Annotated in this window: 18 protein-coding genes; 11 read left to right on the top strand and 7 right to left on the bottom strand. The window is 61.4% G+C overall.

Annotated features, from left to right (window positions below):
* Nucleotides 1-54 precede the first annotated feature (54 nt).
* Nucleotides 55-309 (top strand): type II toxin-antitoxin system Phd/YefM family antitoxin, encoded by a 255-nt coding sequence (locus K5E37_RS02165; RefSeq protein WP_039770179.1) that lies wholly within the window; start codon nucleotides 55-57, stop codon nucleotides 307-309.
* Nucleotides 310-717 (top strand): type II toxin-antitoxin system VapC family toxin, encoded by a 408-nt coding sequence (locus K5E37_RS02160; protein ID WP_127797431.1) that lies wholly within the window; start codon nucleotides 310-312, stop codon nucleotides 715-717.
* 76 nt (nucleotides 718-793) lie between these two features.
* On the opposite strand, the gene K5E37_RS02155 is transcribed toward K5E37_RS02160, so the two are convergent.
* Nucleotides 794-1,798, bottom strand: a complete 1,005-nt coding sequence (locus K5E37_RS02155; RefSeq protein ID WP_221532992.1) for a metallophosphoesterase — start codon at nucleotides 1,796-1,798, stop codon at nucleotides 794-796.
* Between the two features lie 369 nt (nucleotides 1,799-2,167).
* On the opposite strand from K5E37_RS02155, the gene K5E37_RS02150 reads away from it, so the two are divergent.
* From K5E37_RS02150 to hemN, 7 genes are all read left to right on the top strand, one after another.
* Nucleotides 2,168-2,356, top strand: a complete 189-nt coding sequence (locus K5E37_RS02150) for a hypothetical protein (RefSeq protein WP_221532991.1) — start codon at nucleotides 2,168-2,170, stop codon at nucleotides 2,354-2,356.
* 264 nt (nucleotides 2,357-2,620) lie between these two features.
* Nucleotides 2,621-4,036 carry a cytochrome c oxidase accessory protein CcoG gene (ccoG, locus tag K5E37_RS02145; RefSeq protein WP_085609016.1) on the top strand — a complete coding sequence of 472 codons (1,416 nt, stop codon included), beginning with the start codon at nucleotides 2,621-2,623 and terminating at the stop codon, nucleotides 4,034-4,036.
* Nucleotides 4,037-4,047: 11 nt separating this feature from the next.
* Nucleotides 4,048-4,587 (top strand): FixH family protein, encoded by a 540-nt coding sequence (locus tag K5E37_RS02140; protein WP_007951661.1) that lies wholly within the window; start codon nucleotides 4,048-4,050, stop codon nucleotides 4,585-4,587.
* 133 nt (nucleotides 4,588-4,720) lie between these two features.
* Nucleotides 4,721-7,171: a heavy metal translocating P-type ATPase gene (locus tag K5E37_RS02135; RefSeq protein ID WP_221532990.1), complete on the top strand. Its 2,451-nt coding sequence runs from the start codon at nucleotides 4,721-4,723 to the stop codon at nucleotides 7,169-7,171.
* A gap of 22 nt (nucleotides 7,172-7,193) precedes the next feature.
* Complete coding sequence (gene ccoS / locus K5E37_RS02130; protein ID WP_007951659.1) at nucleotides 7,194-7,406, top strand: cbb3-type cytochrome oxidase assembly protein CcoS; 213 nt, start codon at nucleotides 7,194-7,196, stop codon at nucleotides 7,404-7,406.
* Complete coding sequence (locus K5E37_RS02125) at nucleotides 7,399-8,082, top strand: sulfite exporter TauE/SafE family protein (protein WP_039770036.1); 684 nt, start codon at nucleotides 7,399-7,401, stop codon at nucleotides 8,080-8,082. The genes ccoS and K5E37_RS02125 overlap by 8 nt, the downstream gene beginning before the upstream one ends.
* 195 nt (nucleotides 8,083-8,277) lie before the next feature.
* Nucleotides 8,278-9,660 (top strand): oxygen-independent coproporphyrinogen III oxidase, encoded by a 1,383-nt coding sequence (gene hemN, locus K5E37_RS02120; RefSeq protein ID WP_011333280.1) that lies wholly within the window; start codon nucleotides 8,278-8,280, stop codon nucleotides 9,658-9,660.
* On the opposite strand, the gene K5E37_RS02115 is transcribed toward hemN, so the two are convergent.
* Complete coding sequence (locus tag K5E37_RS02115) at nucleotides 9,657-10,139, bottom strand: hypothetical protein (RefSeq protein ID WP_085609019.1); 483 nt, start codon at nucleotides 10,137-10,139, stop codon at nucleotides 9,657-9,659. The genes hemN and K5E37_RS02115 overlap by 4 nt on opposite strands.
* Before the next feature lie 155 nt (nucleotides 10,140-10,294).
* On the opposite strand from K5E37_RS02115, the gene fnr reads away from it, so the two are divergent.
* Together fnr and K5E37_RS02105 are read left to right on the top strand one after the other, a co-directional pair.
* Nucleotides 10,295-11,029, top strand: coding sequence for a fumarate/nitrate reduction transcriptional regulator Fnr (gene fnr / locus K5E37_RS02110; protein ID WP_007951654.1), 735 nt, complete (start codon nucleotides 10,295-10,297; stop codon nucleotides 11,027-11,029).
* Between the two features lie 78 nt (nucleotides 11,030-11,107).
* A complete protein-coding gene (locus K5E37_RS02105) occupies nucleotides 11,108-11,656 on the top strand; it encodes an adenine phosphoribosyltransferase (protein ID WP_003223345.1) in 549 nt (182 codons plus the stop codon).
* Nucleotides 11,657-11,783: 127 nt separating this feature from the next.
* Here the strand turns inward: K5E37_RS02105 and K5E37_RS02100 are convergent, their stop codons facing one another.
* The 5 genes from K5E37_RS02100 to dnaX all read right to left on the bottom strand — a co-directional run bounded on the left by K5E37_RS02100 (nucleotide 11,784) and on the right by dnaX (nucleotide 17,471).
* Nucleotides 11,784-12,932: an acyl-CoA dehydrogenase family protein gene (locus tag K5E37_RS02100; RefSeq protein ID WP_221532989.1), complete on the bottom strand. Its 1,149-nt coding sequence runs from the start codon at nucleotides 12,930-12,932 to the stop codon at nucleotides 11,784-11,786.
* Between the two features lie 71 nt (nucleotides 12,933-13,003).
* Nucleotides 13,004-13,606, bottom strand: coding sequence for a recombination mediator RecR (gene recR, locus K5E37_RS02095; RefSeq protein WP_007951652.1), 603 nt, complete (start codon nucleotides 13,604-13,606; stop codon nucleotides 13,004-13,006).
* A gap of 66 nt (nucleotides 13,607-13,672) precedes the next feature.
* Complete coding sequence (locus K5E37_RS02090) at nucleotides 13,673-14,707, bottom strand: NADP-dependent oxidoreductase (protein WP_221532988.1); 1,035 nt, start codon at nucleotides 14,705-14,707, stop codon at nucleotides 13,673-13,675.
* 273 nt (nucleotides 14,708-14,980) lie between these two features.
* Nucleotides 14,981-15,319 (bottom strand): YbaB/EbfC family nucleoid-associated protein, encoded by a 339-nt coding sequence (locus K5E37_RS02085; RefSeq protein ID WP_007951650.1) that lies wholly within the window; start codon nucleotides 15,317-15,319, stop codon nucleotides 14,981-14,983.
* Between the two features lie 67 nt (nucleotides 15,320-15,386).
* Nucleotides 15,387-17,471, bottom strand: coding sequence for a DNA polymerase III subunit gamma/tau (dnaX, locus tag K5E37_RS02080; RefSeq protein WP_127797422.1), 2,085 nt, complete (start codon nucleotides 17,469-17,471; stop codon nucleotides 15,387-15,389).
* Nucleotides 17,472-17,546 lie beyond the last annotated feature (75 nt).

Raw genomic sequence — 17,546 nt, 5'->3', positions numbered from 1 at the left:
CGCCGGTCGCAGTAGTAACGTTGCTACATATCTTCTTCAGGAGAGGTCGCAATGATGGCCATCACCACCATTTCCAGCCGCGAATTCAATCAGGACACAAGCAGTGCCAAAAAAGCCGCGCGCAATGGGCCGGTGATCATCACGGATCGTGGCAAGCCCGCCCATGTACTGCTAAGCATTGAGGAGTACGAAAAACTCACCGGCCTCAACGCGAGCATCGTCGATCTGCTGGTCATGCCTGAAGCGGCAGACATCGAGTTCGAAACCGAGCGTGCCGTGATCACTCACCGCCCTGTGGATCTGTCCTGAATGTATTTGCTCGACACCAATGTGATTTCCGAACTGCGCAAACCCCAGGCCGACAAGAACGTTGTCGCCTGGGCCAAAACGATCATTGCCCCTCGCATGTTTATCTCGGCCATTACCTTGAAGGAACTGGAGACCGGCGTCCTACGCATGGAGCGCCGTGATCCGGCTCAGGGAAAGATTCTGCGCACCTGGCTCAAGCGCCACGTGATGCCGGCCTTCGATGCGCGAATCCTGCCGGTCGATGCCGCTGTCGCCCTGCGCTGCGCGCGCATTCATGTGCCGGATCAGGCGAATGAAAGCGATGCCCTGATCGCGGCAACGGCGCTGGTTCATGGGTTGACAGTGGTCACTCGCAACACCGGTGACTTTGCATCCAGCGGCGTTGACGTCATCAATCCATGGGACTGAGGCATTCGCCTTACCGAATAAAAGCCATGCCCGAAAATGAAACGGCCCCGCCAATGAGAATTGGCGGGGCCGTTGCTTATGGGCGACTGGCCCAGAGGGATTTCACCAGAACCGTGTGCACGAAATGCGGCTTTTGCCAATCATTGTTCTCGACCAGGTTGACATGCAGTAGCTTGCGATCATCCGAAAAGCTAGCTGTCAGGTACGTCTGCTGGGACGTTGCGCCGCTGAGAAACATCGGCACCTTGCCCATCCAGCGCCTGCCACCACCTTGCGTATGGTAATGACCGGCAAAGATGGCGGTGACCTCATACTTCTCGATCATGTCCTGAAAGCGCTGTTGCTGTTGCCAGTCCCCCTGCCAGTCATCCCACTTGTGCATGTTGATGATGATGGCGTAACCCGATACCCGCGCAAGCCTTAAATCCGTTTCAAGCCAGTCCAGAGCGCTGGTGATATTGAAAGTTGTCGGATTCAACGCATGAGCAATCTTCGTAGTGTAGGTGGGCTCATTATTGAGTTGTACCAAATGAACGTCTCCGACATTTTTCGAGTACGCGAGACTGCCCGAATAACGAATATCCAGAAAAGCCCCAGTGACCTCGAGGTCAAAGTTATCCACCTTCCCCTTATGATGTTCGTTGAACTCGACAATGCTACCCGCCGCACAACTATTACTGAAACAGTCATCCACGTTATTTTCGTAATCATGATTACCCAAGCCGTACAGATAATCACCCTTGAAGTATTTTTCCAGGGCCGATTTCATATAGGACCGCTGCCAGCCATGGCCAAAAGCAGTAATGTCACCGTTGATCATCAACGGGATTGCCGCCTGCCCTCCATGGGCGTTTCGAAACGCAGCGATACTGCCCAACTGGCTGTCCACCAGCCACTTGGCACGTTTTTCGAAGTCCGCATCGGATTCCGGCTCTCTACTGTCGGTCTTGTCAGTCCAGGGATATTGCGTGTCGGACGCGAACACCATATGCCGTGGAGCGCCCTCAACGGCATGAGCCAAAGTAACAGAAGAGAATAAACAGACACCCAGCAGAAATTTTACAACTCCATTAAAAGCCATAGCCTCGAAACTCCATTTAACTTGAATAATAACTAGCGACCGAATATCGCCAGACGCAAACATATTCGATCAAATAGAGCTTTTCAAAGCAGACTACACAGGCAATTAAATAAACTTATTTCAAACACAACAACAGAAACCAGAATTTCTTTACTTCAACGAGACCTGTCTAATCTTGACGACTGGAAACCGAACAAGAAAGAACCGGTTTTCGGCCACGCAGATCAATCTGTGGGGCTAAAAAAACCACATCGCAGCTTCACATCTCGCAACTGAAATTCGATGGGCACATTGGCTGGCAAGCGATAACGTCCTGCTGCAGCCGATGTGCTGACTACCCCACGACTCATCTTGCAAGGAAGCTAAACGATGAACGAGCAACATCGAAATCAGGATACTGATCAGCCGACTCAAACGGGTGAACAGACGCCACAAAATGATGCGGCCAACAGCAACAGCCCGAGACGACAAACACGATCCATCGTAAGCGAGGCCGCTGCCGACAAAAAACGCGGCACCGGCGGGATCGACAGCCTTGGCGGGGGCCGGTTGCCCTGACCGACTGATGAAAGCGGCGGCGATGCCTGCACTTCCACAGCATCGCCGTCGCGCTGTCAGCAGCACCTATCGTCTATAGTCAATTGATCTGCATCATGCTTTGTTACATTCGCTACACCATTCATGATTTTTCCCCAACGCGACCAAAGGTCGCACCCGTTCGTCGGCATGACAGGCGTATCATTGCGCCACCGCAACACCCCTTTTTGACCCCGGCCGGCACGTATCGACCGAGGCATTTTTCCACTGCCGTGGGATGCAATGATGAGCAACCAGATTCCGGTACACGACGTCACGCCACCCAGCAAGAACGCGAACAACAGCGTCGACCTTTACGCCTCTCGAGAAAAAATCTACACCCGTGCTTTCACCGGCCTGTTCCGCAATCTGCGGATGATGGGCGGCGCTGCCTTGTTCCTGCTGTATTTCGGTACGGTCTGGCTGAACTGGGGCGGCCATCAGGCCGTGTGGTGGAACCTGCCGGAACGCAAGTTCTTCATTTTCGGCGCCACGTTCTGGCCGCAGGACTTCATTCTGCTTTCCGGGCTGCTGATCATTGCCGCGTTCGGCCTGTTCTTCATCACCGTGTATGCCGGCCGGGTCTGGTGCGGGTACACCTGCCCGCAAAGCGTGTGGACGTGGATTTTCATGTGGTGCGAGAAGGTCACCGAAGGCGACCGCAATCAGCGCATAAAGCTCGACAAGGCGCCGATGAGCGCCAACAAGTTCCTGCGCAAATTCGCCAAGCACGCGCTGTGGCTGCTGATCGGTTTCGTCACCGGCATGACCTTCGTCGGCTACTTCTCGCCAATCCGCGAACTGGTGTTCGAATTCTTCACCGGGCAAGCCGATGGCTGGTCGTATTTCTGGGTCGGTTTCTTCACCCTCGCCACCTACGGCAACGCCGGCTGGCTGCGTGAGCAGGTGTGCATCTACATGTGTCCGTATGCGCGCTTCCAGAGCGTGATGTTCGACAAGGACACGCTGATCGTTTCCTACGACCCGCGTCGCGGCGAAAGCCGTGGCCCGCGCAAGAAAGGCGTCGACTACAAGGCTCAGGGCCTGGGCGACTGCATCGATTGCACCATGTGCGTTCAGGTCTGCCCGACCGGCATCGACATCCGCGACGGCCTGCAGATCGAGTGCATCGGCTGCGCCGCGTGCATCGATGCCTGTGACAGCATCATGGACAAGATGGATTACCCGCGCGGGCTGATCAGCTACACCACCGAACACAACTTGTCCGGGCAGAAAACCCATAAACTGCGGCCACGTCTGATCGGCTACGCCGTGGTGCTGCTGGCGATGATCAGCCTGTTGGTCACCGCGTTTTTCATGCGTTCGCTGGTGGGTTTCGACGTCAGCAAGGACCGCGTGCTGTACCGTGAAAACGCTGAAGGCCGGATCGAAAACGTCTACAGCCTGAAGATCATGAACAAGGATCAGCGCGACCACACCTACGTGCTGGAAGCCGCCGGTTTGCCGGATCTGCGCCTGCAAGGCAAGCGCGAGATCAAGGTGCCGGCCGGGGAAATCTTCAGCATGCCGGTCGAACTGTCGAGCGCGCCTGAACAATTGCCATCGAGCACCAACGAGGTGAAATTCATCCTCAGGGATGCCGATGACGACAGCGTCCACGTAGAAGCCAAGAGCCGGTTCATCGGCCCACAAAATCGTTGAGAGAACTGAACATGCCCGCAGCAAACGCCGCAAGTCCCTGGTACAAGCACCTTTGGCCATGGATCATCATCGGGATTCTGGCCTGTTCGGTGACCCTGACGTTGTCCATGGTGACCATCGCGGTGAACAACCCGGACAACCTGGTCAACGACAACTACTACGAGGCCGGCAAAGGCATCAACCGTTCGCTGGATCGTGAGCTGCTGGCGCAGACCCTGAAGATGCGCGCTGCCGTGCATCTGGATGACGTCACCGGCGAAGTCGACCTGCGCCTGAGCGGCGACAGCCAGCCGAAAACCCTGGAGCTGAACCTGATCTCGCCGACCCAGCCAGAGAAGGATCGCAAGATCGTCCTGGCTCGCAGCGAGACTGAAACCGGCCGCTACATTGGCCAGTTGAGCGACAAGATCGAAGGGCGGCGTTTTGTTGAATTGCTGGGCACTCAGGATGATCACGTTTGGCGGATGTTCGAGGAAGAGCTGGTCAGCCATGACAAGGATTTGTTGCTGGGTGATGAGCCGCTGCAAGGCGCCGAAGACCTGAAAAAATAAGCCTTACACTGATCGTTCCCACGCTCTGCGTGGGCACGCAGCCAGGGACGCTCGGCGTCCCAGCCGAAGCGGACGCGGAGCGTCCAGGGAGGCATTCCCACGCGGAGCGTGGGAACGATCATCGGAACGCCTCATGACCATTCCAATCCCCTGCTACCACTGCGCCCTGCCCGTTCCGTCGGGCAGCCGCTTCACCGCCGTCGTGCTCGGGGAATCCCGCGAGTTCTGCTGCCCCGGCTGTCAGGCGGTGGCCGAAGCCATCGTCGCCGGCGGGCTGGAAAGCTATTACCAGCATCGCAGCGAAGCCTCGGCCAACCCCGAAGCGCTGCCGGTGCAACTGGTCGATGAACTTGAGCTGTACGACCGCGCCGACGTGCAGCAACCTTTCGTGCGCCACGAAGGTGAACTGGCCGAAACCACGCTGCTGATGGAAGGCATCAGTTGCGCCGCGTGCGGCTGGTTGATCGAGAAACACCTGCGCACCCTGCCCGCCGTGGCCGAGGTGCGACTGAACCTGTCCAACCATCGCCTGCATGTGCGCTGGGCAGACACTCAGTTGCCGCTGAGCCAGATCCTCGGCGAACTGCGCCACATCGGCTACGCCGCGCACCCGTATCAGGCCGACCGCGCCAGCGAACAACTGGCCAGCGAAAACCGCCTCGCCCTGCGCCAGCTCGGGGTCGCCGGGCTGCTGTGGTTCCAGGCGATGATGGCGACCATGGCGACCTGGCCGGAATTCAACATCGACCTCAGCCCGGAGCTGCACACGATCCTGCGCTGGGTCGCGCTGTTCCTCACCACGCCGATCGTGTTCTACAGCTGCACACCGTTTTTCAAGGGCGCCATGCGCGACCTGCGCACCCGCCACCTGACCATGGACGTCTCGGTATCGCTGGCGATCGGTGCGGCCTATGTCGCCGGGATCTGGACCTCGATCACAGGGGTCGGCGAGCTGTACTTCGACGCGGTGGGCATGTTCGCGCTGTTCCTGCTCGCCGGGCGCTACCTCGAACGTCGCGCCCGCGAGCGCACCGCCGCTGCCACCGCGCAACTGGTCAATCTGCTGCCCGCCTCGTGCCTGCGCCTCGACGACGCCGGCCAGAGTGAACGCATCCTGCTCAGCGAACTGCGCCTCGGTGATCGCGTGCTGGTGCAACCGGGTTCGGTGCTGCCGGCGGACGGCAAGATCCTCGATGGCCAGTCGAGCATCGATGAGTCGGTACTGACCGGCGAATACCTCCCGCAACCGCGCGCCAAGGGCGACGCCGTCACCGCCGGCACGCTGAACGTGGAAGGTGCGCTGACCGTCGAGGTGCAGGCGCTCGGCCAGGACACGCGACTGTCGGCCATTGTTCGCCTGCTGGATCGCGCCCAGGCGGAAAAACCACGACTGGCGGAAATCGCCGACCGCGCCGCGCAATGGTTCCTGTTGTTGTCGTTGATCGCGGCGGCCGCCATCGGCCTGCTGTGGTGGGAGCTGGACTCGTCGCGAGCATTCTGGATCGTCCTCGCCATGCTGGTGGCGACCTGCCCGTGCGCGCTGTCTCTGGCAACACCAACTGCGCTGACCGCCGCCACCGGCACCCTGCACAAACTCGGCCTGCTGCTGACGCGCGGCCATGTGCTGGAAGGCCTGAACCAGATCGACACGGTGATCTTCGACAAGACCGGCACCCTCACTGAAGGCCGATTGGTGCTGCGTTCGATTCGACCACTTGGCGCCCTCGACAGCGATCAGTGCCTGAGCCTCGCCGCCGCCCTGGAAAACCGTTCCGAACACCCGATCGCCCGCGCCTTCGGTCGCGCGCCGCTGGCTGCCGAAGATGTCCACAGTGCGCCGGGGCTGGGGCTTGAAGGGTTGGTTGGCGAACAGCGCTTGCGCATCGGTCAGGCGGATTTTGTCTGTGATCTCAGCGGCGCACCGGTGCCATCGATGCCGAAGGAGCCGGGGCAATGGCTGCTGCTCGGTGACCGTCAGGGGCCGCTGGCCTGGTTCGCCCTCGACGACCGTCTGCGCGACGACGCCCCGGCCCTGCTCGCAGCGTGCAAGGCGCGCGGCTGGCGCACGCTGCTGCTGTCGGGCGACAGTTCGCCGATGGTCGCCAGCGTCGCCGCCGAACTGGGCATCGACGAGGCTCGTGGCGGTCTGCGTCCGGACGACAAGCTGCAAGTGTTGCAACAACTGCACAAGGACGGTCGCAAGGTGTTGATGCTCGGCGACGGCGTCAACGACGTGCCGGTGCTGGCCGCTGCGGACATCAGCGTGGCCATGGGCTCGGCCACCGATCTGGCGAAAACCAGCGCCGATGCGGTGCTGCTGTCCAACCGACTCGACGCCTTGGTACAAGCCTTCACGCTGGCCCGTCGCACCCGTCGGGTGATCATCGAGAACCTGTTGTGGGCCGCGCTGTACAATGGCCTCATGTTGCCGTTCGCCGCCCTCGGCTGGATCACTCCGGTGTGGGCCGCCGTCGGCATGTCGATCAGTTCGCTGACCGTGGTACTCAACGCCCTGCGCCTGACTCGCCTGCCGAGCGCGCCGGCCGTCAGCGCCACGTCAGAAACCCGCCCGCTGCCGGCCTGAGCCGCGCGGGCATGGAGTACAGATGCCAGCTCTCTACGTGATGATTCCGGCCGCGCTGCTGATCGTGGCCATCGCCGTCTACATCTTCTTCTGGGCGGTGGACAGCGGCCAGTACGACGACCTCGACGGCCCGGCCCACAGCATCCTGTTCGACGACCAGGACCCGAACCACACCGCTGCGGTAGACGAAGCCAACCCCGCCAAACCGGACGACAAGGCGCCACCCCATGCTTGAACTGGCGCCGCTGTTGGTGTCTGCGTTGATTCTCGGCCTGCTCGGCGGCGGGCATTGCCTGGGCATGTGCGGCGGCTTGATGGGCGCGCTGACCCTGGCGATTCCCAAGGAGCAACGCAGCCGACGCTTTCGATTGCTGCTGGCCTATAACCTTGGGCGGATTCTCAGCTATGCCACGGCCGGATTGCTGATCGGGCTGGCGGGATGGGCGGTGGCCAACAGTCCTGCTGCGCTGTTCATGCGCGTGCTCGCCGGTTTGCTGCTGATCGCCATGGGCCTGTATCTGGCGGGCTGGTGGAGCGGCCTGACCCGCATCGAAAGCCTCGGTCGCGGACTCTGGCGTTACATCCAGCCAGTCGCCAATCGCCTGCTGCCGGTTTCGAGCCTGCCCCGGGCTTTGCTGCTCGGCGCGCTGTGGGGATGGCTGCCGTGCGGGCTGGTTTACAGCACGTTGTTGTGGTCGGCCAGTCAGGGCAATGCACTGGACAGCGCGTTGCTGATGCTCGCCTTCGGGCTCGGTACCTGGCCGGTGTTGCTGGCAACCGGCCTCGCGGCCGAGCGGGTCACGGCACTGTTGCGCAAACGCAGCGTGCGCATGGCCGGCGGTCTGCTGGTGATCCTGTTCGGTATCTGGACCCTGCCGGGTCCGCACCAGCACTGGCTGATGGGCCACTGATCGGCGGCGCGGCCTTCGCGAGCAAGCTCGCTCCCACAGGTTTTGTGTAGCCCACAAATCTCCTGTGGGAGCGAGCTTGCTCGCGAAGAGGCCCGCACTGACAACACACATATCCCCGTTGATGCAAATCAAGACGCCTTTTTGTGCCCTCCCCTAGACTCGGCACACTGCCAGCCTATCCGGGGGAATGCCCGCATGCTCGACGCCATTCGTTGGGACACCGATTTGATCCGCCGCTACGACCTGGCGGGGCCGCGCTACACCTCGTACCCGACGGCCGTGCAATTTCACAGTCAGGTCGGCACCTTCGACCTGTTCCACGCCCTGCGCGACAGCCGCAAGGCCCTGCGCCCGTTGTCGCTGTACGTGCACGTGCCGTTCTGCGCGAACATCTGCTACTACTGCGCCTGCAACAAGGTCATCACCAAGGATCGCGGCCGCGCGTTGCCGTATCTGCAACGGCTCGAGCAGGAAATCCAGCTGATCGCCTGCCACCTCGACCCGGCGCAGAAAGTCGAGCAACTGCACTTCGGCGGCGGCACGCCGACCTTTCTTAGCCACGATGAGTTGCGCCAGTTGATGGCGCACCTGCGCAAGCATTTCAATTTGCTGGACGATGACTCCGGCGACTACGGCATCGAGATCGACCCGCGCGAAGCCGACTGGTCGACCATGGGCCTGCTGCGCGAATTGGGCTTCAACCGAGTCAGCATCGGCCTGCAGGATCTCGATCCGGCGGTACAACGGGCGGTCAATCGCCTGCAAAGCCTGGAAGAAACCCGTGCGGTGATCGACGCGGCACGCACCCTGCAATTTCGCTCGATCAACATCGACCTGATCTACGGCCTGCCCAAGCAGACTCCGGACAACTTCGCCCGCACCGTCGAGGAAGTTATCAGCCTGCAACCGGACCGGCTGTCGGTGTTCAACTACGCGCACCTGCCGGAACGCTTCATGCCGCAGCGGCGGATCAACGGCAACGAACTGCCGAGCCCGGCGCAGAAGCTGGAAATGCTGCAACGCACCATCGAACAACTGACCGCCGCCGGCTACCGCTACATCGGCATGGACCATTTCGCCCTGCCCGACGATGAACTGGCGATTGCTCAGGAAGAATCGACCTTGCAACGCAATTTCCAGGGTTACACCACCCACGGTCATTGCGACCTGATCGGGCTGGGCGTGTCGGCCATCAGCCAGATTGGTGATCTGTACTGCCAGAACAGCAGCGACCTCAATCACTACCAGAACACCCTCGCCGGCGCGCAACTGGCCACCAGCCGGGGTTTGGTGTGCAACGCTGACGATCGCTTGCGCCGCGCGGTGATCCAGCAACTGATCTGCAATTTCAGCCTGGACTTCGCCGAGATCGAGCGCAGCTTCAACATCGATTTTCAGGGTTACTTCGGCGCGCTCTGGCCACAATTGCAGGGCATGGCGCAGGACGGGCTGATCGAACTGGATCGCGAGCGCATCACCGTGCTACCGGCCGGGCGCCTGTTGGTGCGTTCGGTGTGCATGGTGTTCGACGCGTATCTGGAACAGCAGAACCGCCAGCGTTTTTCGCGGGTGATTTAGCTCTTCATCAGCAGCGAGTTGGTTTTCAGGTTCTGGTCTGCGGTCAGGCCCGATTGGTCGATGACTTTGGCCAGAGACAGGTTGGCGGTGATCAGACCGTTGTTGAGGGCGGAGATGGCGCCTTTGAGGGCAGCGATCTTGGCGAATCGCTCTTCGTTGGAGAGGGTCTTGTTGGCCATCAGCGCGTTGATCTGGGCGTTCTTTTCGGCGATCTGCTGGCGAAACTTGCGGATCATCTTCAGCAATTGCTGGACGTTTTCAGGCAAACCGCTTTCTTCGATATCGCGGTTTTTCCCGCCGGCACCGGCGGATTTTGCAATGGCGGCACCGGACAGCGACACTTTGACGCCCTCGACCAAGGTCGGGCTTCCCAACGATGCCGCGTCTGTGCCCGACTCATCGTCAACGGAGGTTTCAGCACTTTCCAGCAACGACGCAACGCCACTGTTACCGGGGGTCAGCGTACCAATAGCAGTCATCGAAGCGGTTCCTTGCATGCCGTCAGATACCTGTTTATCGGCCGTCATCCCTGCGGCTTTATGCCGTGGGGGCAATCTCGCCACAGACTGGCCTGAATGTCCTCCGCTGGGTTACCCTTACGCCTTATGTGTGTTTTCCCACAAGGATTTAAGAAATGTCCGAGCCAGTTAAACTGCGCGCTCACAACCAGGCTAATTGCAAGGATTGCAGCCTGGCCCCTCTCTGCCTGCCACTTTCGCTGAATCTGGAAGACATGGATGCGCTGGACGAAATCGTTAAACGTGGCCGCCCGTTGAAAAAGGGTGAGTTCCTGTTCCGCCAGGGCGACACCTTCGATTCCGTTTATGCAGTACGCTCCGGCGCCCTCAAGACCTTCAGCCTGAGCGACACCGGCGAAGAACAACTGACCGGCTTCCACCTGCCGAGCGAACTGGTCGGGCTGTCCGGCATGGACACCGAGAAACACCCGGTTTCCGCCCAGGCGCTGGAAACCACTTCGGTCTGCGAGATTCCATTCGAACGCCTCGACGAACTGGCCCTGCAATTGCCGCAGCTGCGCCGCCAGTTGATGCGCGTGATGAGCCGGGAAATCCGCGACGACCAGCAGATGATGTTGCTGCTGTCGAAGAAGACCGCCGACGAGCGCATCGCCACCTTCCTGGTCAACCTGTCGGCGCGTTTCCGCGCTCGCGGGTTCTCGGCCAACCAGTTCCGCCTGAGCATGTCGCGCAATGAAATCGGCAACTACCTGGGGCTGGCGGTGGAAACCGTGTCCCGGGTCTTCACCCGCTTTCAGCAGAACGAACTGATCGCAGCCGAGGGCAAGGAAATCCATATCCTCGACCCGATCCAGCTCTGCGCCCTGGCCGGCGGCTCGCTCGAAGTCTGATCTCGACCCGCGGCCGAGCGTATCGTTTCAGCCGCGGGTATACTGCGCCGTTTGCAGCCCTGCCAGGACACCTCGACGATGGTCTTCGACTCCTTCGACATCAAATCCCTGATCCGCCCCGTGATCGACTTCCCGAAACCGGGCGTGATCTTTCGCGACATCACCCCGCTGTTCCAGTCGCCCAAGGCCCTGCGCCTGGTGATGGACAGCTTCGCCCACCGCTATGTGGAAGCCGACTTCACCCATATCGGTGCGATGGACGCTCGCGGTTTCCTGATCGGTTCGGTGCTGGCCTATCAGCTGAACAAGCCGCTGGTGCTGTTCCGCAAGCAAGGCAAACTGCCGGCGGACGTGCTGGCTGAAGGTTACGCGACCGAGTACGGCGAAGCGTTCCTCGAAGTGCACGCCGACAGCCTGTGTGAAGGCGATTCGGTGGTGATGTTCGATGACCTGATCGCCACCGGCGGCACGCTGATCGCAGCGGCCAACCTGATCCGCCGCATGGGCGCCCGCGTTCATGAAGCGGCAGCGATCATCGATCTGCCGGAGCTGGGTGGTTCGCAGCGTCTTGAGGACATGGGGATTCCGACGTTCTGCCTGACGCAGTTTGCGTTGACTGACAAGTAAGCGGCGCCTGCCGTTACGCCTTCGCGAGCAAGCCCGCTCCCACATTCGACCGCATTCCCCTGATGGAGCACGATCGAATGTGGGAGCGGGCTTGCTCGCGAAAGGGCCACCAGCGTCACCAAAAAATCTAAAGCCCCATCTGTTTGCTGATGATCTCGTTCATCACTTCCCGCGTCCCGCCGCCAATCGACAAGATGCGGTTATCCCGATACAGCCGCTCCACCAGGCTTTCGCGCATATAACCCAGCCCGCCAAGAATCTGCACCGCCTCGTTGGTGATGCGGTCCGAGGTGTCCGTGGCGAAGTTCTTGGCCATGGAAATCTCCTTGATCACGCTCTGCCCCGCCGCCATTTTCGCCGCCTGCCGGTAGGTGAACTCCCGCGAGACTTCCAGCGCCGTGGCCATTTCCGCGAGGCGATGCTTGATCACCTGGAACTTGCCGATGGGTTTGCCGAACGCTTCACGCTCCTTCGCCCACTTCAGGCTTTCTTCCAGCGCCAGTTGCGCGGTCATGTTGGCCATCAGCGCCAATGCCAGACGTTCGCTCTGGAAGTTGCCCATGATGCAGGCGAATCCCATGTTTTCAGCGCCGATCAGGTTTCCTACAGGCACCCGGCAATCGTCGAAGAACAATTCAGCCGTGTCCGACGCCCACCAGCCCATTTTCTTCAGTTGCCGGCCGACGGTGAAGCCCGGCGTGCCCTTCTCGATCAGCAGCAGGCTGATGCCGCCAAAACCGGGCGCGCCGGTACGCACCGCGACGGTGTAGTAGTCGGCGCGTACGCCACTGGTGATAAAGGTTTTGCTGCCGCTGACCCGGTAATGATCGCCGTCGCGTATGGCGCGGGTCTGCAGGTTGGCGACGTCGGAACCGCCGCCCGGTTCGGTGACGGCCAAGGCGCTGATTTTCTCGCCGCTGAGCACTTGAGGGACGACACGGTCACGGACTTCGGGTCGGGCCCATTTGACGATCGGCGGCAAACCGATATCGAGCGAGCCGAGCCCGGCTACCAGCCCGCCGGAGCCGCAACGCATCAGTTCTTCGCTGGCGGCGATCTTGGCGAACAGATCACCTTCGTGACTGCCGCCCAGCGCTTCGGGGTAACCGATGCCGAGAATGCCGGCCGCACCGGCCTTGAGGTACAGCTCACGGGGAAAGCTTTCGGCTTCTTCCCACGCATCGATGTCCGGAAGGATCTCGCGCTCGACGAAACGTCTGACGCTGTCGCGGACCAATTGGTGGCTGGGGTCGAAGTATTCCTGGAAGGCGGGCATCGGCGAACTCCATGGAAGGGTTCGCCGAACTTAACCGAGCGCTTGCTTGGTTTTCAACAGGATTGTGTGGCTCAGAGGGAAATCGGCTTGCGCCCGGCAAACGAGTGAGCCAGCGTGCCGCCGTCCACCAGCTCCAGTTCGCCGCCCAACGGTACGCCGTGGGCGATGCGCGAGGCGATCAGGCCTTTGTTCTGCAGCAACTGAGCGATGTAGTGCGCCGTCGCTTCGCCTTCCACGGTCGGGTTGGTGGCGAGGATGACTTCGGTGAAGGTGCCCGCCTCTTCGATCCGCGCCATCAGTTGCGGAATGCCGATGGCTTCCGGGCCCAGACCGTCCAGCGGCGAGAGATGCCCCTTGAGCACGAAGTAGCGACCACGGAAGCCGGTCTGCTCGACCGCGTAGACGTCCATCGGCCCTTCCACCACGCACAGCAGCGTGTCGTCGCGACGGGTGTCGGCGCATTGCGGGCACAGATCGTCTTCGGTCAGCGTGCGGCACTGGCGGCAGTGTCCGACCCCTTCCATGGCCTGACTCAAGGCCTGGGCCAGGCGCGTACCGCCGCTGCGGTCACGTTCGAGCAACTGCAACGCCATACGCTGGGCAGTTTTCTGACCCACGCCCGGCAAAGTTCGCAGGGCGTCGATCAGTTGGCGAATCAAAGGGCTGAAGCTCATGGGGGAAAAGTCCGACAAAACAACGAGACGCGGTTTATACCCGCGCCTCCGGCCAGCGTCAAATCCTCAGTCCTGGGCGACCTTCACCACCAGTTTGCCGAAGTTGCGCCCCTCCAGCAGCCCGATAAACGCTTGCGGCGCCTGCTCCAGGCCCTCGACCACGTCCTCGCGGAATTTCACCTTGCCGTCGCGCACCCAAGGCACCATCGCGCTGATGAATTCCGGCTGACGGTCACCGTAGTCGTCGAACACGATGAAGCCCTGAATCCGTACGCGCTTGGTCAGCAAGGTGCGCTGTAGTGCTGGCAGACGATCCGGGCCTTTCGGTGCTTCCGAAGCGTTGTAGCCGGCGATCAGGCCGCACAGCGGGATCCGCGCCTTGGGATTGAGCAGCGGCACGACCGCATCGAAGACATGGCCACCGACGTTTTCGTAATAGATGTCGATGCCATTGGGACAGGCCTTGGCCAGTTGCTCGGCGAAGTCCGGCGCCTTGTGATCGATACAGGCGTCGAAACCCAGTTCCTCGACCACGTATTTGCACTTCTCGGCACCGCCAGCCACGCCGACGGCGCGCAGGCCTTTGATCTTCGCCACCTGGCCGACCACCGAACCCACTGCACCGGAAGCGGCGGCAACCACCAGGGTCTCCCCTTCTTTTGGCTGGCCGATGTCCATCAGGCCCATGTACGCGGTCATGCCGGGCATGCCCAGTACGCCGAGCGCCATCGACGGGCTCGGCAGGCCGGACGGGATCGGGATGATGTTACGGCCATCGCTGATGCTGTGGCTTTGCCAACCGGTGGCACCGACCACCAGATCGCCAGGGTGGAATTTCGGATGACGCGACTGTTCGACCCGGCTGACAGCGCCGCCGGTCATCACCTCGCCGATTTGTACCGGTGCCGCGTAGGACGGCGCGTCACTCATGCGCCCGCGCATGTAGGGATCGAGCGACAGGTACAGGGTCTTGAGCAACACCTGGCCGTCTTCAAGGTCCGGCAGCGCCTCGCGCTCCAGACGGAAGTTCTCGGGCGTTGGCGCACCTACCGGCCGCGAGGCCAGCACGAAGCGTTGATTGAGGGTCAGAGAGTCGGACATGTCAGCGTCTCCTTTGAATGATGAATTCGGCGGTATAGGGAGCAGACCTTGGTGGGCATGGTGCGTTCCGCTTGATGATCGTTGTTCGGTCGAGGTCTCGATCTGTCCACGCGGGAATAGCTTAACGGACGTTCCGTGTACGGCGTTGGATTTGGGACGCGGAGCGTCCCGGCTGCATTCCCACGCAGAGCGTGGGAACGATCAAAGGGCCAAAAAAAATGCCAGGCGCGATGCCTGGCATTTTTTGTAGCTCATCCAACCCGCAAAGGCGAATCAGAACGGCAGTTTCATACCGGCCGGCAGGTTCATGCCAGCGGTCATGCTGCCCATTTTCGCCTGGCTGTTGGCTTCGATCTGACGCACAGCGGCGTTGACGGCTGCAGCCACCAGATCCTCGACCACTTCACGGTCGTCTTCGTCCAGGCCCGGCAGTACGCTCGGGTCGATGCTGACTTTCTTCACGTCATGACGACCAGTCATCACCACGGTGACCAGATCGCCACCGGCTTTGCCGGTGACTTCGGCGTTGGCCAGCTCTTCCTGCATCTTGGCCATTTTTTCCTGCATCTGCTGCGCCTGCTTCATCAGGCCGGCCATGCCACCTTTCATCATGGGAATCACCTCAAAAGTACTTGGATCAAAACAGCGCCCGGCCAGACAGGCCGGACGCCCTCAGTTATTAGCCCTGACTGACCAGGGCGTCGACAGGTTCAATAGTATCGTGTCGCACGACCGCACCGAACTGCTGCACCATCTGCTGGATGAACGGATCGCCGTGGATCGATTCCTCCGCCTCGCGCTGACGGTTGGCACGGCGCCGGGACGCGGCCTGGGCCGGGGTTTCCTGCTCGGGCTTGATCAGCTCGATGGTCAGGGTCAGCGTGCGCCCGTGGAACTGGTTCAGCGCATCATTCAGACGACGCTGCTGGGTGGCGTTGAACAAGGCGCTGTGGGCCGGGTCCAGGTGCATCAGCCAGTTGTCGCCATCGACCGCGATCAGCGTGCAGTTGGCGGCGATGCTGCCGGTCATGCCGGAGATCGGCAGTTGCGGGAACAGCTCCAGCCATTGCAGGGCCAGACCGGTGGCCGGCGCGGCGGCAGGCTCCGGCTCGGGTTCCGGGGCCGGTTCTGCGGCGTGCTCGCTGGCCAGATCGTCAAGGTAACTGTAGGCCGAATCCATGTCCGGCTCGATGTAGTCCTCGTCGAGCGGCGGCTCGTCGTCCATGTCCATGCCTGGCGTGGCGGCATCGACGTCGGCTACTGACGGCTCGGGAATCGGCGCGGCGGCCCACTCCGGGGCGTCCGGCACGACGCTGTCCGGGGTCGGCAGCGGCATTGGCGGCAGATCCGGTTGTTCGGCGGTGGTTTCCAGCACGGGCTCGACCGCTGGCTGCTGCACAGGCGCCGGTTCTACCGGGTCATTCCACGGCAGGTCGACGACTTCTTCGACAGCAACCGGTTCGGGCTCTGGCTCAGGAACGGGTTCAGGCGCAATCACCGGGGCAACCGGCGCAGGCTCGGGAGCCGGCGCAGGTGCAACCACCGGAGCCGGAGCCGGCGCAACAGCCGCAGCAACTACCGGCGCAGGTTTTGGCGCGGCAGCCACTGAGTTTGCGGAATCAACTGTGGCCTGGCTGATCCCCACTGGCTTTAGCGGTTGCCTCGGGGCGTCCGCCGTGTCTGCCGGCCGGAAGGCCAGCATCCGCAGCAGCACCATTTCGAAACCGCCTCGCGGGTCCGGCGCCAGCGGCAAGTCGCGGCGACCGATCAGGCCCATCTGGTAATAGAACTGCACGTCTTCGGCCGGCAATGCCTGGGCCAGGGCCAGCACCCGGTCACGGTCGCCGTGGCCGTTGTCGACCCCTTCCGGCAAGGCCTGGGCGATGGCGACGCGGTGCAGCACGTTGAGAATTTCCGAGAGCACGCCGTTCCAGTCCGGGCCCTGTTCAGCCAGATGACGCACGGCTTCGAGCAACGCCTTGGCGTCGCCTTCGATCAGCGCGTGCAGCACGTCGTAAACCTGGCCGTGATCCAGCGTACCGAGCATCGCCCGCACATCGGCGGCCAGCACCTTGCCTTCACCGAAGGCGATGGCCTGGTCGGTCAGGCTCATGGCGTCACGCATCGAACCGTCGGCCGCACGGCCGAGCAGCCACAGTGCGTCGTCTTCGAACGGGACGTTTTCGGCGCCCAGAACGTGGGTCAAATGCTCGACCACACGCTCAGGGGTCATGTTCTTCAGGGAGAACTGCAGGCATCGCGACAAAATCGTTGCCGGAAGTTTCTGCGGGTCGGTGGTCGCCAGGATGAACTTGACGTAGGGCGGCGGCTCTTCGAGGGTTTTCAGCAGCGCATTGAAGGAATGGCTGGAGAGCATGTGCACTTCGTCGATCAGGTAGACCTTGAAGCGCCCGCGGCTCGGGGCGTACTGCACGTTGTCGAGCAGCTCGCGGGTGTCCTCGACCTTGGTCCGGCTCGCGGCGTCGATCTCGATCAGGTCGACGAAACGGCCTTCATCGATCTCGCGGCACACCGAACACTCGCCGCAGGGGCTTGAAGTGATACCTGTTTCACAGTTCAGGCATTTGGCGATGATCCGCGCAATCGTGGTCTTGCCGACGCCCCGCGTACCGGTGAAGAGGTAGGCGTGGTGCAGGCGCTGGCTGTCCAAGGCATTGATCAGAGCCTTGAGCACATGGGTCTGGCCGACCATTTCGCGGAACGAGCGCGGACGCCATTTACGTGCAAGAACCTGATAACTCATCGAAAACCGTCGCGGCAAAGGAAGCAGAAGCGGCTAATGCTAGCGGAGCAAGGCCAAAATTGCATCCGGTGTGCT

This window comes from Pseudomonas sp. RIT778 (assembly GCF_019718735.1).
Lineage (GTDB): Bacteria > Pseudomonadota > Gammaproteobacteria > Pseudomonadales > Pseudomonadaceae > Aquipseudomonas > Aquipseudomonas aphyarum.
This window is presented reverse-complemented; position numbering and strand designations above follow the sequence as displayed.

Coding starts and splice junctions, on each gene's coding strand:
- K5E37_RS02115 (WP_085609019.1), bottom strand. CDS start 10,139: ATGACTGCTATTGGTACGCTGACCCCCGGTAACAGTGGCGTTGCGTCG.
- K5E37_RS02150 (WP_221532991.1), top strand. CDS start 2,168: ATGAACGAGCAACATCGAAATCAGGATACTGATCAGCCGACTCAAACG.
- K5E37_RS02165 (WP_039770179.1), top strand. CDS start 55: ATGGCCATCACCACCATTTCCAGCCGCGAATTCAATCAGGACACAAGC.
- K5E37_RS02135 (WP_221532990.1), top strand. CDS start 4,721: ATGACCATTCCAATCCCCTGCTACCACTGCGCCCTGCCCGTTCCGTCG.
- K5E37_RS02125 (WP_039770036.1), top strand. CDS start 7,399: ATGCTTGAACTGGCGCCGCTGTTGGTGTCTGCGTTGATTCTCGGCCTG.
- K5E37_RS02100 (WP_221532989.1), bottom strand. CDS start 12,932: ATGCCCGCCTTCCAGGAATACTTCGACCCCAGCCACCAATTGGTCCGC.
- K5E37_RS02155 (WP_221532992.1), bottom strand. CDS start 1,798: ATGGCTTTTAATGGAGTTGTAAAATTTCTGCTGGGTGTCTGTTTATTC.
- K5E37_RS02140 (WP_007951661.1), top strand. CDS start 4,048: ATGCCCGCAGCAAACGCCGCAAGTCCCTGGTACAAGCACCTTTGGCCA.
- dnaX (WP_127797422.1), bottom strand. CDS start 17,471: ATGAGTTATCAGGTTCTTGCACGTAAATGGCGTCCGCGCTCGTTCCGC.
- hemN (WP_011333280.1), top strand. CDS start 8,278: ATGCTCGACGCCATTCGTTGGGACACCGATTTGATCCGCCGCTACGAC.
- K5E37_RS02085 (WP_007951650.1), bottom strand. CDS start 15,319: ATGATGAAAGGTGGCATGGCCGGCCTGATGAAGCAGGCGCAGCAGATG.
- K5E37_RS02105 (WP_003223345.1), top strand. CDS start 11,108: ATGGTCTTCGACTCCTTCGACATCAAATCCCTGATCCGCCCCGTGATC.
- ccoG (WP_085609016.1), top strand. CDS start 2,621: ATGAGCAACCAGATTCCGGTACACGACGTCACGCCACCCAGCAAGAAC.
- ccoS (WP_007951659.1), top strand. CDS start 7,194: ATGCCAGCTCTCTACGTGATGATTCCGGCCGCGCTGCTGATCGTGGCC.
- fnr (WP_007951654.1), top strand. CDS start 10,295: ATGTCCGAGCCAGTTAAACTGCGCGCTCACAACCAGGCTAATTGCAAG.
- K5E37_RS02090 (WP_221532988.1), bottom strand. CDS start 14,707: ATGTCCGACTCTCTGACCCTCAATCAACGCTTCGTGCTGGCCTCGCGG.
- recR (WP_007951652.1), bottom strand. CDS start 13,606: ATGAGCTTCAGCCCTTTGATTCGCCAACTGATCGACGCCCTGCGAACT.
- K5E37_RS02160 (WP_127797431.1), top strand. CDS start 310: ATGTATTTGCTCGACACCAATGTGATTTCCGAACTGCGCAAACCCCAG.